Here is a 15,946-nt window from a genome sequence, read left to right as displayed (position 1 = left end):
CAGACAGGAGGTTCCGCTGGTGCAGAGTCATCTCCTGCCGGGGGCACCCAAAACATGGGCAACCGCCGGGAGCGGTCAGCTCGTGATCGTCGAGCAGTACCAGCTCTAGCTCAGGCGGGCTTGGCCGGGCTGGCCAGCGGGCTTGCAACGGCATCCTGGCGGCCGTATCGGGCTGCCCACACACCTCTTCGCCCGCCCAGGGCCAGGACCGCGGAGTCCCCCACCGCTCACGCAAGCGAAGCGATCCGATGGGACCGTTCTGACCATGACGAGGTCCACGTGCTGGGATGAACCCCGGTGCAAAGATTGGGCGTCGGTTTCGGTCGGCTTTCTCAAAGCTCGTCGACGGCGACCCGGCAGCCGGCCGATTCACCGTTGCCCTCACTGATGAAGAGGACCAGCTCGTACGAGTGGTCGGCGTCGGCGGCGCCCGGACCGCGAACGCACTCAAGCCGGCCGTCCTGGCCACCGAGACGTTTGACGCGGTCCTTGCGTAGGCTGACTCGCCTTCTGCGCCGACCGGAGCCCTTGGTGCCACCATGAGCGTATGAGTGGACTCGACGGACGGGTGCGCATCGACCTCACGCGGCGTGAGGTCCTCGAGCTATGCGCGAGCCTCCGCGCCTACGTCCGATCGATGCGGCAACACGCTGCCGACGACCCGACGGGTGCCCACGACCCCGCGGAGCTGGATCGCTTGCTGCATCGGGCGGGGCAGCTGATCTGGCGGCTGGAGGAAGCGGCGCAACCTGGTGAAAGCCGGCTCGTGCACAGTGACGACGCGATCCCGCCCGACGCTGATGACGCGTGGTCCTGACGTTGCGGACGGGCAGAGTGTCCGTGCCCGACCGAGATCTGCGGGTAGGGGCGACCGGCTGCCGCCCCTACCCGCAGGCTCACCAGGAGTAGAAGGGCTCGAACGTCTCCCCACCGTCCGTGGAGGCGACGATGGAGTCCGCCAGCGCGGCGTAGACGGATCCGTCATGGGTGACCGTCATCGCCTGAGGCCGTCCGCCGATGGCGGCGCGTTCGTCCCAGGTCGCACCGCCGTCGCCGCTGACATGTACCGCGCCGTCGGGAGCGATGCCGTAGATCTCGTCGGCGTGTGGCCATTCGGCGAGCATGATGACCGGCGCACTGTCGATCGGTGCGAACGTGCGGCCACCGTCGGAGCTGAGTTGAGGCCCCTGTTCGGTGGTGAGGAGCAGGGTAGCCGCTTCATCGGGCTTGATTGCTACGTCGGCGAGCGGGATCTGGCCGAGCGACGTCCAGTTCTCCCGGTCGGTGCTGGTGAGCAGCTCGCCGCTGCCGCTGTCGTAGCCGTAGACGGCGCCGCCCTTGGCGTCGAGGGTGTGGAAATCGACTTCGCCGGAGAGGGACAGCTCGTCCCAGGTCGCACCGCTGTCGGAGCTTGCGAGCAGGCCGAGGTCCGGGGGCAGGTCGGTTCGGCTGTTGGGGTGGCCGCTGGCCAGGAGCTCACCGGTGTCCGCGACAGTGAAGCCCATGAAGTCGTGGTCGTCGCTGCTGGCGGCGGACGCCTTGCCATCGGGCCAGATGGCGAACAGCCCGTTGTGGGTGGCGACGTACAAGACGTCCTCCACCATGCCGAGACCATGGATATGGGCGAACGCCTCGCCGACAGCCGCGCCAGTCGGGTCACCGGTCTGCGCGCCGTCGACTGGTTCGCCGTCGTCACCGCAGCCGGCCAGGATCAATCCGGCAAGAGCGAAGGCGCCGGAGAGCAATACAGGTCGTTTCGTCATCGAGATCCTCAAGTGGGTCCATGTTGAATGCGAGGGCGGTGGTGCCGGGCCGAGGCCCGGCACCACCGGGACGGGTCAGGAACCCGTGGCCTGGAGCATCTGCTCCATCTGCGTGATCTCGGCCTGCTGGGCATCGATGATCGTCTGAGCGAGCTCGAGTGCTTCCGAGTCCTGGCCCTCGGCCAGCTCGGTCTCGGCCATGGTGATGGCACCCTCGTGGTGCTCGATCATCATGGTCAGGAACATCTCCTCGAACTCAGCCCCGGAGGAGGCAGCGAGGGCATCCATATCCTCGGCGGACATCGTGCCGCCCATCTCCATGTCGCCCGAGCCGTGGCCGCCGTGCGGGTCGTCGGACGGGGCGTCCTCGCCCCATCGCTCGAGCATTGCCGTCATCTGGTCGATCTCAGGCTGTTGTGCACCCTCGATAGCGTCTGCGAGCTCGATGAGCTCAGGGCTGACGCCCTCGTCGGGCACCATCTGGGCCATCTCGACGGCCTGTTCGTGGTGCGGGATCATCCCTTGGGAGAACTCGACGTCGGCGTCGTTGGACTCCGCCTCGGTGGCGCTCGTCTCGGTAGCCGTCCCGGCGCCGGCATCGTTCGAGCCGTCGTCGCCACAGCCGGCGAGCAGCAGTCCGACCGTCGCCACGAGGGCGGGCAGGGTGAAGCGCTTTCGGTACATCAAACTGTCCCTTTCAAGGAGTGCGTGGGCATACGAACGTGCAGGTCAGGTGAACTGACCTGTCACGTCCGCATCACGCACAGGGACATCAGGAGCGCTGATCCGTGGGGTCTGGGCGGTGGTCGGGCGGGCAGCGGCCGAACGCGGAAGAGCACGAGGGGTGACGCAACTGCCCAGGGCCGGAGAGTAAGGAGAAGCCAGCCGACGAGCACGACCGCGGCTGCCGTCAGCACAGCCAGGCAGAGGTGCAGCATCACGTGGCCGGCAGACATCGCGCCATCGCCTGCTGCGGTACCCGCTGCAGCGTCGTCGGAGAGCTGCGGGCCGCTCGCACTCATGGCGTGTCCGGCGGCTTCGCCAACGCCGGAAGCCAGGGTTGGCGCCTCGGGAGCAGCTGACCCGTCATGGCCGGACTGCGCGATGTGATGCATCACGACGATGCCGAAGACAAGCACAGCCACAGCCGCCACGCGCGCTGCGAACCGCCCGATCCTCACGTCTATCCAGACTAGTCGCCGATGCGGCCATTTGGTGCGCCGATCCGTCATGTGCTCAGCCAGCCGTGAAGGTCAGCCATGCGCCGGCGCCGAGGCCCAGCAACAAGGATCCGACGGCGGCGGCGTGCACAGTCACCAGTGGCACGCGCATCACGGTCGTGACCGGTCCAGTCGACGACGTGGTCTCAGCCGCGGGGGCGACCCAGCGCAGGTAGTAGAAGAGGCTGGCGACGGTGTTGACCGCGGCGACCACGACGAGCCAGGCCATGGCGCCGTCGGCGGTAGCGATGAAGACGGCGAGCTTGCCCACGAAGACAGCGGTGGGCGGCGTGCCCACGAGTCCGAGCAGGCACACGACAAGGCTGACCACCAGCCAGCGGCGCTCTCGGGCCGCGGCCGCCCAGTCCGCGATGGTGCTCACCCCGGGGAGGGCGGCGACGGCGGCGAACGCACCCAAGTTCGTGATCGCGTAGCCAGTGAGGTAGATGACCAGCGCGGGCTCGGCGAGGTCTGTGCGCGCCGCCACCGCCACGACCATGAACAGGTAGCCGACCTGGCTGATGGTGGAGTAGGCCAGCAGGCGCAGCAGCTCGGTCTGGGCGAACGCGGCCAGGTTGCCCAGCGTCATGCTGGCGGCGGCGATGATGGCGACCAGCAGCGGCGCGTCGACCGGGGCGTCGGCGAACGGTTCGGCGAGCAGCCGGAACGCGGCCGCGACGGCGCCGATCTTCGGCACGGTGGTGATGAAGGCGGCGACGGCCGGCGCGGTGCCGGCGGCGACGTCGGGGATCCAGAAGTGGACGGGGACGGCGCCCGCCTTGAACCCCACGCCGGCGAGGACACCGAGCACGCCGACGGCTACCAGCGCCACCGACGCGTTCGGCAGTGCTGAAGCCAGCTCCTCGTAGCCACTGGCGCCGCCGGCGAGGATGAGCGCGGCGACACCGACCAGCATCAGTACGCCCACGAACGCGCCCATGAGGTAGTACTTCAGGGTGGCCTCGACCCCGCGGGCGTCCTTCACGAACCCGACGAGCGCATACAACGGCACACTGGCCAGCAGATACCCGGCCACCAGCATGAGCAGGTCACCGCTGGCGGCGAGCGCGATGGCGCCGATGGAGCCGAGCATCATCAGCACGTAGACCTCGGTCTCGCGCGCGTGCCCGGCGAACGCCGACGAGCACAGCACGACCGCGACGGCGGTGGAAATCGCCACCGCGATGCGGACCACGCCGGTGGTGGTGTCGATGACCCAGGTGCCGTCGAACACTGTCTCGTCCGGCTCGGTCAGCGCGACGGCCGCCGCGACCGCGCTGGCCAGGCAGAACAGCACGGCCAACACGCCGACGCGGACCTGCCGTCGCTGCGGCGTCCACAAACCGACGAGGAGCCCAAGGACGGCGCCGGCCAGGAGCAGCAGCTCCGGTAGCAGCGCGACGACCTCCTCGCCTCCCCCGCCCATCTCGTTCATCGGGCGACCAGGTCCGTGACGAGCTCGGCGGCCGGCTCCACCACGTCGAGCAGCACCCGGGGCAACAGGCCGATCACCAGAGACAGCGCGAGCAGCGGCACGATCGCAATGACCTCACGCCGGTTCACGTCAACGAGCCCGCCCGGATTCGCGGCGGAGGCCGGCGCCGTCGTCGGCCCGGCGAGCAGCCGCTGCAGGGCGAGCAGGAACAGCCCGGCGGTGACGAGGATGCCGGTGACGGCGATGACCGTGGCGACCGGGGTGGCCTGCAGCGCGCCGGTGAAGATCTGGAACTCGGCGATGAACGCCGACAGTCCCGGCAGTCCAAGCGACCCGAACGCGGCGACCGCCAGGCACGCGGCGAAGACCGGCGCCGGCCGGGCCAGCCCGCCCCAGCGGTCGAACGCGTAGGTGCCGCCGCGCGACCACAGCACGCCCGACAGCAGGAACAGCGCACCGGTGAGGAGACCGTGGCTGACCATCTGGACCACGGCACCGACGGTGGCAATGGTGCGGGCGTCGTCGTCGGCCGGTCCCACCAGCCCCGCAGCGCCGAGGCCGAGCAGGATGTAGCCCATGTGGTTGACCGACGTGTAGGCGACCATGCGTTTGAAGTCCTGCTGCGCCAGCGCGACGAACGCGCCCCACACGACGCTCACGACGCCGACCACCACGATCACCATCGCCCAGTCCCGCCACGCCTCGGGCAGCATCGGCATCGCGATGCGGACGAACCCGTAGGTGCCGAGCTTGAGTAGCACCCCGGCCAGGATGGCCGACCCGGCGGCCGGGGCATCGGTGTGCGCGTCGGGCAGCCAGGTATGGAACGGGAAGACCGGTGTCTTGACGCCCAGCCCGATCCCGATGGCCAGCAGCACCAGCCCGCCCGCGACCGGTGCGCCCTGCAGTGGCGGGTTGTCCGCGAGCCGCACCATGTCGAAGGTGCGCTCGTCGGACCCGAGGAACAGCCCGATGAAGCCGACCAGCAGCGCCAGCGACCCGACGAAGGTGTAGAGGAAGAACTTCAGCGCGCTGCGGCGACGGTTGCCGTGCCCCCATCCGGCGATGACGAAGTACATCCCGACAATCGTGAGGTCGAAGAAGACGAAGAACAGAATGAGGTCGAGCGCTGCGAACGTGCCCAGACACGCCGTCTGCAGGAACAGGAACAGCGCGGCGTGGGCGCGGGGCCGATGTTGCTCACGCAGCGACCACACGGCGCAGGCGAGGAACAGCACGGTGGTCATCGCGATCAGCGGCAACGACAGGCCGTCGACGCCGACGTGGTAGCTCGCGTCCACGGTGGGGATCCAGCGGACCTTGACGTCGAACGCGATCCCCGCGCCAGGGTCGAAGCGCCACCACATCCACGCCACCAGGGCGAGGTCGACGGCGGACGCGGCTACCCACGCCCACGACGCCACCCGGTCCGGGATTCGCGGCAACGCCATCAGCACGACCGCCACGGCGAGCGGCAGGAGGACGACGACGGTCAGCAGCACGGATTACCTCACGACGAGGAGCAGGACGAGCAGGACACCGAGTCCGGCGACGGCTTGGGCGTAGTACTGGTGCAGCAGCCCGGTCTGCGGGCGCCGCGCGGCGGCTCCCGCGCGTCGGGTCGCTGCCGCCACGGAACGGACCGCTCCGTCGACGCCATCGTCATCGGCCCGCCCGATCGCCGTCGCGGCGCGGCGTACTCCGGCCGCGATGGCCAGCACGGCCCGGTCGATGACGCGGTCGTCGATCGCCGCGGCGGCGCGGGCGACCGCCAGCACCGGCTGCGGCGACAGCAGCCGGGACAGCCCCGCCCACGGAAGGAGGACGCTGCCGCTCAGCCGGTTGACGAGGCCGGGCCGCAGCACGGTCAGCGCCAGCACGGCGACGGCCAGCCCACCGGACAGTGCGAGCTCGGCCGCGGACGGCGTGGGTTGCGAACCGACATCCAGGACGTCCTCGAACGCGTGAGCGACCTCCGGCACCGCCAGCACGCCCAGGCCGACTGCCGCGACGGCGAGGACGCCGGCGACCACGCTGGCCGACGCCGGTACGTGCCGGGTGCCCGGTTCCTCGACATCACGGGCCTCGGTGCCATCCGGCCTGGCGAGCACGACGACGAGGACCCGGCCGGCGTAGACGGCGGACACCGCCGCGGCGGCCAGCCCAACAACCCAGACCGCCCCGTCCGCGCCGGCAAGCACCTCGTCCTTCGACACCCACAGCGCCAGCGGCGGGACCCCGGCCAGCGCCATGAACGCCACCGTCGCCGCCACGCCCATGCCCCGGTGCCGCCGCGCCACGCCACGCAGATCAGCGAGCTGTTTCGTGCCCAGCGACGTCAGCCATGCCCCGGCCGCGACGAACAACCCGGCCTTGACCGCGGCGTGCGTGATGAGGTGGGCCGCTCCCCCGGCGCTCGCCCCGACACCGGCCGCGAGCACCACGAAACCGATCTGAGCGGCGGTGCTGGCCGCGAGCAGCTGCTTGAGGTCCGTTTGAGCACAGGCGATCGCACCGAGCACCAGCGCCGTCAGCGCACCGACCCACGCCGCCGTCGTGGCCGCCCACCCGGACGCCTCCAGCAGCGGCATGGTGCGCACCAGCAGATACCCGCCGGCGGCCACCATCGTGGCCGAATGCAGCAGCGCGCTCACCGGGCTCGGGCCCTGCATCGCCGCAGACAGCCACGCCGAGAACGGCAGCTGCGCGGACTTGCCCAGAGCCGCGGCCAGGATCCCGGCGGCCGCCACGTGCTGCCAGCCGCCGTCCGCCGTAGCTAGGTCGGCCAGCTCGAGCGAGTCCGTCCCCGCCAGCGCCGCACCGGCAGCGACGTACAGGCCCAGGTCGCCGGCGCGAGTCGTCACGAACGCCGTCGTCCCGGCCGACAGCTTGCCGGGCACGTCCCAGCGGTAGCCGATGAGCGCGTACGAGGTCGCGCCCATCACCTCCCATGCCAGCAGCAGCGTCGGCAGTGTCGTTGCGGTGACGGTGAGCAGCATCGCGGCGACGAACAGCAGCAGGTAGCCGAAGAACCGCGCCCGGGCGGCGTCGCGCGGCAGGTCGACGACGGCGAACACGATCACCGCGATCGATACCGCCGTCACCGTCACCACGAGGACCGCGGACAGCCCGTCGACGGCCAGGGCGAGGTCGCCGCCGTCGACGATGCCGAGGAACGGCGCCGACACGTCGGGCCGCTCCACGGCCGTGATCGCCGCCAGCGCGACGCCGACCACACCGGCGACGACGGCGACCGGCCCGGCCAGGCGGTCGGCCCGCCGTCCGGCCAGCAGAAGCAACACGCCGACTACGGCAGGGACCAGCACGAGCCCCGCCAGCGCGGCCGCGGGGGTCATCCGCGCAGGTCCTTGGCCATGTCCACCATGTCGACCTGCCGGGCGCGGTAGATCGCGATCGTCGCTGCGAAGCCCATCACCATCTCCACGGCCATGACCACCAGCGCGACGACGATGAGCATCTGCGCGTCCGGCGCCGACGGGGTCAGGAAGTACCACGCCGCCCCACCCGCCAGCAGCACGCCGTTGACGACGAGCTCCAGGCCCATCATCACCATCACGATCGACTGCTGAGACAGCGTACCGAACAGGCCCACGCCGATCAGAGCGGCGGCCACGGTGAGCACGATCTGCAGGGTCATCGCGGCAGCCCTCCGGCGACGGGATCGTGTGGCCGGCGGGCGTCCAGCTCTGGGCCGAAGCGGTCGTAGCGGCCGCGCTGGGTGGCCAGCACGGTGCCGGCGATGATGGTGGCGAACAGTCCGATGCCGATGACCAGCATCACGAGCATGTGCCCGCCCATGATCGACTCGCCGAGCTGGCGGGTGGCGTCGTCGGGCTGAGTGCCTTGTCGGGCCGGCCAGTCGATGGTCCAGATCCCGACGGTCAGAACCGTGAACACGCTCGCGCCGGCGACGGCGGAGCCGCGGGCGTTGTGGACCATGGTCATCGGCATCAGGCCGGCCGGGTTCATCATGAACATGATCATGAAAATGGCCATCACGGCCATTTCCATCGTCATCATCAGCGCGGTGACGACGGCCAAGTAGACCAGGTCGAGCGCCAGCAGGATCCCGGCGACGGCGAGGAAGGACGCCAGCAAGGCGAACGTCGCCCGGGCCATCGAATCGACGACGAACACCGCGATCCCGGCCGCGACCGCCAACATTCCCAATGTCACCACCGCGATATCGCCCGCCATGGCTGCACCTCCTCGGCGTTCACGCGTACATCCCGCTCAGCACCAGCACCGCTACCACCAGGGCCTGCAGCAGCGTCACGGGTACGAGAACGACCCACGCGGCCTCGACGTAGCGGTCCGGCCGCAGCACCGGGACCCGGCGCCCCGCCACCACCATCAGGCCCATGAGCAGCACGGTCTTCAGCAGGTGCCACAGCGCGTCGGGCAGCCACGGCCCGGACCCGCCACCCAGGAACAGCGTCGCGCCCATCGCCGCGGACGCGCCGAGGAAGATCGCCCGCCCGGCCTCCACCAGCAGCCGCTCCACACCCGACAGCTCCGACACCACACCGCCGGCGATGTCGGCGCCGGCCGGTGCGGCGAACGGACCCCAGAACGCGAACGCCGCCGCACTGGCCAGGAACACCACGAACGCGACCGGCATCGTCACGACGAACCACAAATCAGCCTGCGCGGCCACCACGTCAGTGGTCCGCAGCGACCCCGCAGCCAGCCCGGCAGTGATCAGCGCAAACATCAACGGCAGCTCGTACGCCAGGCCCTGGGCCAGGAACCGGTACCCGCCCACCAGCGCGTGCACCGCGTTCGGACCCCAGCCGACCAGCCACACCGCCGCCCACAGCAGCGCCTCCATCGCGTTGAACCAGACCAGGTCCGCGCTCGTCGACCACAGCGTCCGGCCCGCGATCGGCACCACCGCCATCGACAGCACCGCCAGCACCGGCACCGCCCCGGTAGCCACCCGCCACAGCAAACGGTCTGGAGCCAACGTCGTGCGGCGCTGCTTCACCAGCCAGCGCACCACCGTCCGGGACGGGCCGGCCATCGCATTGGCGTCACCACCGGCGACGACGACCCGGTCCAGCGCGGCGAACACCAGGCCCAGCGCCAAAGCGACCGCGACGACGAGGGCCACGGCGGGGAGCAACCCCCACGCCGCCACCGACGTCGCGACCGTCTCGGGCGTGGTCATGTCAGGCATGGGACATCCCGTGGTGCGCGGGCGCCGGCGCCGCCTCGATGTCGAAGCTGGCGACGATCAGCCGGACCGCCGCCAGTTCCTGCCCGTCCACGAGCGCGGCGAGGTCGTGCAGCCCCACCGCGTTGGGGCTGGTGTGGGTGTGCGCGCCGGCGGCCGCGTCGCACCAGCGATAGGCACGGTCGAGCACGTCGCCGTCGCCGGTGGCGCCGATGCCCCGGACGGACCACCGCAGCGTCCGCGAACGACGAACCATCCGTGCCAGGGGCGTTGCAGCGTCGCGTCCCCGCTGCACGGTCGCCTCGTCGGCCGCCATCAAGGCGTCGCGGGCGGCGCGGGCCCGGCGTGCCGCAACCGGCCAGCCCGCCACGACCAAGAAGCGCGCCAGCGAATCCAGGGCTGCCACGCTCGCCGGCACCTGGCTCGGGCCTGCGGCCGGCTGATCCAGCCAGGACACCTCGACACCGGTGAGGACGTCGCCCTGCAACGACCCGGTCAGCACGAGGCCGGTCGGCCACCCCGGCAACACCGGTCCGAGTGACACGCGAAGCGCGTCCAGCTCCAACCCGTCGCGGTCCGGTGCGGTGCTCGCCATCGCCAAGCCGGCGATCTCACCGCCATGGTGCATGTGATGGTCACCGTGTCCGCCGTGGGCCGCGTGCTGGTCATGGCCGGCCTGGTCGTCGTGGGCGTCGTGTCCCGCGTGCTCCTGATGTCCGCCGTTCTCGCCATGAGCGTTCCCGGCGGGTGCCTGATGGTCGGCGTGCTCGTGGTCACCGTGAGCACCGTGGCTTTCGTGCGCATCCGCGGAGAGCTCGGCGTCATGAATGGGGTGAGCTGCATGCTCGCTGTCCTCATGGCCGGCGTGGGCCTCCGGACTCATCTGTTCCGCGTGACCACCATGCGCGTCATGATCGTCGTGGCTCATGGCCGGGTCGCTCACGGGTTCTGCTGGTTCATCGGCAGCGTGGTGGTCGTGGCCGCCGTCGTGACCGTGGTCCAGGTGTCCACCCTGGTGGCCGGGATCGTGCGGGGCGGTCGGCGTTTCGCCGATCAGCAGGGTCTGCGGATCACTCCGAGGCGCGTCGTCTGACCTCTCGAGCAGGGACGTCAAGGCTGCGTCGAGCTGCGCTCCGAGTTCGTGACCATCGTGCAGGTCCTGCCGATGCCGAGGTGCTGGGACCTGAGACCACAGCACCTCGGCGGCCGCGGCCAGTCGCGGGCCGAGCTCGCCTAGCACGAGCAGCAGGTCCGCGTCGGCCGGCGAGCCGGCCACCGGCCAGCCGCGCCGATCCAGCTCAGCTTCGACCTGCCACCGGAGCTCGCGACTGCCCGGATCATCCACCACGAGGACGTGGGGCCTGCTCAACGCCCAGGCCGTGAGCCGCTGCCTCAGGTCCATCGCAGCGCACCCTCGCGCCAGAGGTACGCGACGCCGACGAGCAGGATGGCGAGGAACCCGAACATCTCGACGACCGCCGATGTGCCCATGTCGGCGACGACGATCGCCCACGGATACATGAAGATCATCTCCATGTCGAAGGCCAGAAAGAGCAGCGTCACGGCGTACCACCGGACGTGGTAACGCGAGACGGCATGCTGCTGCGGCGGCATCCCGGACTCGAACGGCAGGACGGCAGCCGGACGACGGGCCAGACGTATCGCGTTCGAGGCGGCGTACGCGCCAACGACCAGGGCCAAGGAGACACCGAGCAGAGACAGGATCCCGCTCATGGCTCACCTCCTCTCCGACGACAGCCAACTCACGGTAGCGAAGACCGCTCGACTCGCCGGTTGATTCGAACGACTGCGCAGGATCGGCCCCGTGCCAGGGCGGGGGTACCGCGCCTGGCACGGGGCCGCTATGACGCTGAGGCGACGCGCGGGCGTGGTCACGCCAACTGGTAACCGGCCTCCTCGACGGCAGCCCGAACGGCGTCGTCGCTGATGGAGCTCTCCGCAGTGATGTCCAGCCTGCCACTGGCCAGGTCGACGTCTACGCCGGTGACGCCGGGGATTTCGCTGACCTCCTCGCGGACGGAGCTGACGCAGTGTCCGCAGGTCATGCCGGTGACGGTGTAGGTGGACGTGGTCATGTCAATCCTTCTTTCAGAGTCGTGTCGATGTCGCGGTGTCGTTCAGGACCGCACGAGGCGGGCGATGGCCTCGGAGGCCTCCTTGACCTTCGCGTCAGCCTCCGGACCTCCGGCACGCGCCGCTTCGACGACGCAGTGGGCCAGGTGCTCCTCGAGCAGTCCGAGTGCCACGGATTCCAGGGCCTTCGTCATGGCCGATACCTGGGTCAGGATGTCGATGCAGTACTTCTCCTCGTCGACCATCCGTTGCAGGCCACGAGCCTGACCCTCGATGCGACTCAGCCGCTTTAGGTAGTCGTCCTTGTGGTGGATATAGCCATGCGAGCCGGCCTGCTCATCGGCCGCCCGGTCGAGCTGCGCGTTGACCATCGGGTCTTCCCTTCGCTTCGCCTCCACGATCACCACTCGGCGCCCCTCTGATCTCAGGGCGTCTTGCGTCCGTAACCGTACCCCCCTAGGGTACACAACAAGCCTCGCCGCGCCAGTGCTCGGCTGCGCCCACCGCCCGGCATCCGACGATCACAACGGAGCATCAGCGCCGCCGCGGCCACAGTTGTCCACCTCACGGCGCACGCAGGAACACGCGAACCCAGCCCTGGGTTCAATGCATCATTCAGATACCCCCTACCGGTAAGGAGTATGAGATGTCCACGACATCGTCGTCGGCGGCCTCGCGGCGTTGGGCCGCGTTGGCTTTGATCGCCATGGCACAGTTCATGGTGATCATGGACACGTCGATCATCGGCGTGGCACTGCCGGAGATCCAGGCCGATCTCGGCTTCTCTCAGGGCGAGCTGTCCTGGGTCTTCAACGCCTACGTCGTCGCGTTCGGGGGTCTGCTGCTTCTCGGCGGACGGTTGTCGGACTTGTTCGGGGCGCGCCGGATGTTCAGCCTCGGCTGGTTCATCCTGCTGGCCGGCTCCGTGCTCGCGGGAGCCGCCGGGACCGTGGCGGCTGAACTGACCGGCCGCGCCGTCCAGGGCGTCGGCGCCGCGCTGATCGCGCCGTCTGCCCTGACGCTGCTGATGATGCTGTTCGGCGCCGAGCCGCGGCAGCTGACCAAGGCCTTGGCCATCTACGGCGCGGCTGCGCCGGCCGGCGGCACCGCCGGCGTGTTTCTCGGCGGCGTCATCACTGAGTACGTCTCCTGGCCGTGGGTCTTCTACATCAACGTTCCGATCGCCTTGATCGCGCTGATCGCGGCGCCTGCGCTGATGCCCGCCGGAAGCGTCGGCACGCGCGGCTCCGTCGACATCGTCGGTGCCCTCACCGTGACCGCCGGCCTCGGCGCCGCTGTCTACGCGATCGTGCGCGCTCCGGAGGTCGGGTGGGCGGCCGGTGAGACCTGGCTCGTGCTGGCCGGCGCTGTCGTCCTGCTGGGAGTCTTCCTCACGGTCCAGGCGGCCCGCCGGGAACCGCTGATGCGGCTGTCGATCTTCCGCGCGCCGAACCTCGGCGCCGCCAACCTGGCCCAGCTGTTGCTCGGTGGCGCGTGGATCCCGATGTGGTTCTTCCTGAACCTCTACCTGCAGCAGGTGCTCGGCTACAGTGCCTTCCCCAGCGGCGCCGCGCTGCTGCCGATGACCGTGCTCATCATGATCGGGATGATCGCCCTGGCTCCGCGCATGATCGGCCGGTTCGGCCCCAAGGCGATGACGGTCACCGGGCTGGCGATCTTGGCGATCGGCATGGGCTGGCTGTCCTTCATCCGCCCCGACGGCAGCCTGTGGGTCGACGTGCTCCCAGCGTCACTCGTCGCAGCCCTGGGCATGTCGCTGGCGTTCATCCCGTCGCTGGGCACGGCCATCTCCTCCGCCCGGGCTGAGGAAGGGGGCTTGGCCGCCGGCATCGTCAACACCAGCTACCAGGTGGGCTCCGCGCTCGGCTTGGCGGCAATGACCGCCGTGGCCGCGGGCTACGGCGCCGATCAGCTGGGCGACCTAGCGGCCCTCACCGATGGCTTCTCCGCCGCATTCGTCGGCGCCGCGGCCATCGCCGCAGCAGGAGCCGTGCTCGCCGCAGCCACCCTGCGGTCCCGGCCGGACGCCGAGGCGCGGCCGTCAGAGCAGCTGGACGACGTCGCAAGTCGATGAGGCCGTCACTGGTCACAGCCCAGTCCATCGCTCCCCCGCACGGCACCGTGTCGGTGCCGTGCGGGGGCACAGCTCGGCGCTCGGCGAGCCGCTAGCCCAGCGACCCGACCAGGTCGCGGCAGGCGCGCTCACAGGCGCGGCACGCCTCCGCGCAGACCCGGCAGTGCTCGTGCATCTCCGCGTGGCGGTCGCACTCGTCGGCGCATGACGCGCACGCCGTCGCGCACGCCTCCAAGAACGCGCGCGTGAGGTTGGCGTCGTAACCGGTGTGCCGTGACAACACGCGGCCGGTCGTCTCACAAATATCGGCGCAATCCAGGTTCGTGCGGATGCACTTCACCAGCTCAGCGACCATGTCTTCGCTCAAACAGGCGTCAGCGCACGCCGTACAGGTTTGGGCACACGCGAAGCACTGCTCGATGCATGTCGTGAGCGCCTGCCGGTCCACGCCGCCAAGATCCTTGGGGTACGTCTGCAGCATCTCGGCCACCTGCATGGTGGTCTCCTTCCACTCGCGTGGCGATCGGGCAGCACATCACGGGGCTCATCGCTCGCAGCAAGGGCCCGCAGCGGCCCGAGTGTCCGCATACCCGTGACGCAGATCGGCACACGTCGTGGCGAGCCTCATGAACTCATGCGCTCATCCGACCCCTCGAGTGGTCGCAATCCGCTCATGATCACGGCCACCAACCGCTGTACTGCCTGCTGCGACGTCAGCCGGCTCGCCGCGGACAAGGCACCGACGCAGTAGTCGGCCAGCTCGCCGGCGTCGACGTCGTTGCGCACCGCTCCGGCCGCGGCCGCTTCGTCGATCAGCTCACGGATCAGCTGCTGTACCTTGCGCTCCGCTTGGGCGATCTGCGGGTCGCGGTGGACGAAGGCGGCCAGCTCGGTTCCGTGTGGCTGGTGGCGATGTGCCTTCACCCGGTGCCTCTGAATGGAGCCATACGTCTCGAGAACGGCGACGAGACGATTCTCATCACCGACCGCGCGGTCCCGCGCGACCACGAGTCGCGCCAGGTGGTCGGCGACCTGACGCTGGTGCCATGCACGCACGATCGTCTCAACGTCGGGGAAGTACTTGTACAGCGTGGCGCGGCCGATGCCGGTCTTCTCCGCGATCTGCGACATCGTCACCGACAACAACCCGTACTCGGCCGCCAACGCCGCGGCCGTGTCGAGAATCGCGTCGTGAACCTCCCGGCGATGCGACTCGATCGTCTCGCTCCACAGCTTCGGCACCACACCAGGATACAACGCGTCCTTGCTCGATACACTCTGTATTGAAAGAGACATTCTGTATTGATAATGTCGTGAGCGCTTCCTCGCTCGCAGGCCTCAAGGAGCCCAGAGATGTCCGACCCACAGCACGAGACTCACGACGACATCGACGCTGTACCGAACCACGGCTCGACCAGGGGCACCCCGCGCTGGGTGAAGATCTTCGGCGCCGTCGCCGCGCTCATCATCGCGCTGTTCATCGTGCTCGCGGTCGCCGGCGGCGGCGATCACGGGCCCGGTCGCCACGGGGGCGATCACGAATCGTCTGAAGGCATCCACGGATGACCTTGTCCCCTGGCGTGCGCAAACTCGTCCTCACGGCGCACGTCACGTCCTCCCTCGGCTGGCTCGGCGCAGTCGCCGTCTTCCTGGCTCTCGCGATCGTTGCCCTCACCAGCGACAACGCGTCGACCGTTCGCGGCGCCTACCTGGCGATGGAGCCCGCCGCGCGTCTTACCCTCGTCCCCCTGTCACTTCTGGCGCTGCTCACCGGCGTCATCCAGTCGCTCGGCACCTCATGGGGGCTGCTCAGGCACTACTGGGTGATCTTCAAGCTGCTGATCAACGTGATTGCCAGCATCTACCTGCTGCTGTACCTGCCTTCGTTCGAGCAGTTCGCCGCGACAGCAGCCGACGACAGCGCCGACCTGGACTCCGTGCGCAACATCTCGCCCGCACTCCACGCTGTCCTGGCCCTGCTGCTTTTGCTGGTGGCCGCAGTGCTCGCGGTCTACAAACCGCGAGGAGTCACTCCCTACGGTGAGCGACGACGCCTGGAGCGACGGCAACAGCGCACCGAACCTCGAGCCCGAACAGCGACCACGCCGTCAGCACGGCGAGCAGAGTGAGTCCGAGGCGAGG

At 69.6% G+C, this 15,946-nt stretch carries 18 protein-coding genes; 4 read left to right on the top strand and 14 right to left on the bottom strand.

The window, feature by feature from the left end; all coding sequences use genetic code 11:
- Window positions 1-547 precede the first annotated feature (547 nt).
- Window positions 548-817 carry a hypothetical protein gene (locus tag C1I92_RS02505; protein ID WP_146604992.1) on the top strand — a complete coding sequence of 90 codons (270 nt, stop codon included), beginning with the start codon at window positions 548-550 and terminating at the stop codon, window positions 815-817.
- 79 nt (window positions 818-896) lie between these two features.
- Here the strand turns inward: C1I92_RS02505 and C1I92_RS02500 are convergent, their stop codons facing one another.
- The 12 genes from C1I92_RS02500 to C1I92_RS35220 form a co-directional block, all read right to left on the bottom strand.
- On the bottom strand, window positions 897-1,763 hold the full coding sequence (locus C1I92_RS02500; RefSeq protein WP_146604991.1) for a F510_1955 family glycosylhydrolase: 867 nt from the start codon (window positions 1,761-1,763) through the stop codon (window positions 897-899).
- A 75-nt stretch (window positions 1,764-1,838) separates the two neighbouring features.
- Complete coding sequence (locus C1I92_RS02495) at window positions 1,839-2,447, bottom strand: DUF305 domain-containing protein (RefSeq protein WP_111253078.1); 609 nt, start codon at window positions 2,445-2,447, stop codon at window positions 1,839-1,841.
- A 552-nt stretch (window positions 2,448-2,999) separates the two neighbouring features.
- On the bottom strand, window positions 3,000-4,418 hold the full coding sequence (locus tag C1I92_RS02485; RefSeq protein ID WP_111253076.1) for an NADH-quinone oxidoreductase subunit N: 1,419 nt from the start codon (window positions 4,416-4,418) through the stop codon (window positions 3,000-3,002).
- Window positions 4,415-5,920 (bottom strand): complex I subunit 4 family protein, encoded by a 1,506-nt coding sequence (locus tag C1I92_RS02480; protein WP_111253075.1) that lies wholly within the window; start codon window positions 5,918-5,920, stop codon window positions 4,415-4,417. The genes C1I92_RS02485 and C1I92_RS02480 overlap by 4 nt, the downstream gene beginning before the upstream one ends.
- A 3-nt stretch (window positions 5,921-5,923) precedes the next feature.
- Window positions 5,924-7,774 carry a proton-conducting transporter transmembrane domain-containing protein gene (locus C1I92_RS02475; RefSeq protein WP_111253074.1) on the bottom strand — a complete coding sequence of 617 codons (1,851 nt, stop codon included), beginning with the start codon at window positions 7,772-7,774 and terminating at the stop codon, window positions 5,924-5,926.
- The gene (locus tag C1I92_RS02470) at window positions 7,771-8,076 is read right to left on the bottom strand and encodes an NADH-quinone oxidoreductase subunit NuoK (protein WP_111253073.1); all 306 of its coding nucleotides are present in this window, start codon (window positions 8,074-8,076) and stop codon (window positions 7,771-7,773) included. The genes C1I92_RS02475 and C1I92_RS02470 overlap by 4 nt, the downstream gene beginning before the upstream one ends.
- Complete coding sequence (locus C1I92_RS02465) at window positions 8,073-8,636, bottom strand: NADH-quinone oxidoreductase subunit J (RefSeq protein ID WP_111253072.1); 564 nt, start codon at window positions 8,634-8,636, stop codon at window positions 8,073-8,075. The genes C1I92_RS02470 and C1I92_RS02465 overlap by 4 nt, the downstream gene beginning before the upstream one ends.
- A gap of 19 nt (window positions 8,637-8,655) precedes the next feature.
- Complete coding sequence (locus C1I92_RS02460; RefSeq protein ID WP_111253071.1) at window positions 8,656-9,609, bottom strand: complex I subunit 1 family protein; 954 nt, start codon at window positions 9,607-9,609, stop codon at window positions 8,656-8,658.
- A gap of 1 nt (window position 9,610) precedes the next feature.
- A complete protein-coding gene (locus C1I92_RS33285) occupies window positions 9,611-11,017 on the bottom strand; it encodes a hypothetical protein (RefSeq protein ID WP_146604990.1) in 1,407 nt (468 codons plus the stop codon).
- Window positions 11,008-11,349, bottom strand: a complete 342-nt coding sequence (locus tag C1I92_RS02445; RefSeq protein WP_199520881.1) for an NADH-quinone oxidoreductase subunit A — start codon at window positions 11,347-11,349, stop codon at window positions 11,008-11,010. Before C1I92_RS02445 ends, C1I92_RS33285 begins: the two co-directional genes overlap by 10 nt.
- A gap of 158 nt (window positions 11,350-11,507) precedes the next feature.
- Window positions 11,508-11,711 (bottom strand): heavy-metal-associated domain-containing protein, encoded by a 204-nt coding sequence (locus tag C1I92_RS02440; RefSeq protein WP_111253068.1) that lies wholly within the window; start codon window positions 11,709-11,711, stop codon window positions 11,508-11,510.
- A gap of 42 nt (window positions 11,712-11,753) precedes the next feature.
- Window positions 11,754-12,080, bottom strand: a complete 327-nt coding sequence (locus C1I92_RS35220; RefSeq protein WP_111253166.1) for a metal-sensitive transcriptional regulator — start codon at window positions 12,078-12,080, stop codon at window positions 11,754-11,756.
- 275 nt (window positions 12,081-12,355) lie between these two features.
- On the opposite strand from C1I92_RS35220, the gene C1I92_RS02430 reads away from it, so the two are divergent.
- Window positions 12,356-13,804, top strand: coding sequence for an MFS transporter (locus C1I92_RS02430; RefSeq protein WP_111253067.1), 1,449 nt, complete (start codon window positions 12,356-12,358; stop codon window positions 13,802-13,804).
- Window positions 13,805-13,895: 91 nt separating this feature from the next.
- On the opposite strand, the gene C1I92_RS02425 is transcribed toward C1I92_RS02430, so the two are convergent.
- Together C1I92_RS02425 and C1I92_RS02420 are read right to left on the bottom strand one after the other, a co-directional pair.
- Window positions 13,896-14,300 (bottom strand): four-helix bundle copper-binding protein, encoded by a 405-nt coding sequence (locus tag C1I92_RS02425; RefSeq protein ID WP_111253066.1) that lies wholly within the window; start codon window positions 14,298-14,300, stop codon window positions 13,896-13,898.
- 128 nt (window positions 14,301-14,428) lie between these two features.
- Window positions 14,429-15,046 (bottom strand): TetR/AcrR family transcriptional regulator, encoded by a 618-nt coding sequence (locus tag C1I92_RS02420; RefSeq protein ID WP_111253165.1) that lies wholly within the window; start codon window positions 15,044-15,046, stop codon window positions 14,429-14,431.
- 192 nt (window positions 15,047-15,238) lie between these two features.
- On the opposite strand from C1I92_RS02420, the gene C1I92_RS35215 reads away from it, so the two are divergent.
- Window positions 15,239-15,370, top strand: coding sequence for a hypothetical protein (locus C1I92_RS35215; protein ID WP_267896700.1), 132 nt, complete (start codon window positions 15,239-15,241; stop codon window positions 15,368-15,370).
- A 14-nt stretch (window positions 15,371-15,384) separates the two neighbouring features.
- Entirely contained in the window at window positions 15,385-15,933 is a 549-nt protein-coding gene (locus C1I92_RS02410; protein WP_199520880.1) for a hypothetical protein, read from the top strand.
- Window positions 15,934-15,946: the final 13 nt, after the last annotated feature.

Source organism: Jiangella anatolica, assembly GCF_003236295.1.
GTDB classification, from domain to species: Bacteria; Actinomycetota; Actinomycetes; order Jiangellales; family Jiangellaceae; genus Jiangella; species Jiangella anatolica.
Note: the sequence above shows the minus strand (reverse complement) of the source record. Positions and strands in the feature narration are given on the sequence as shown.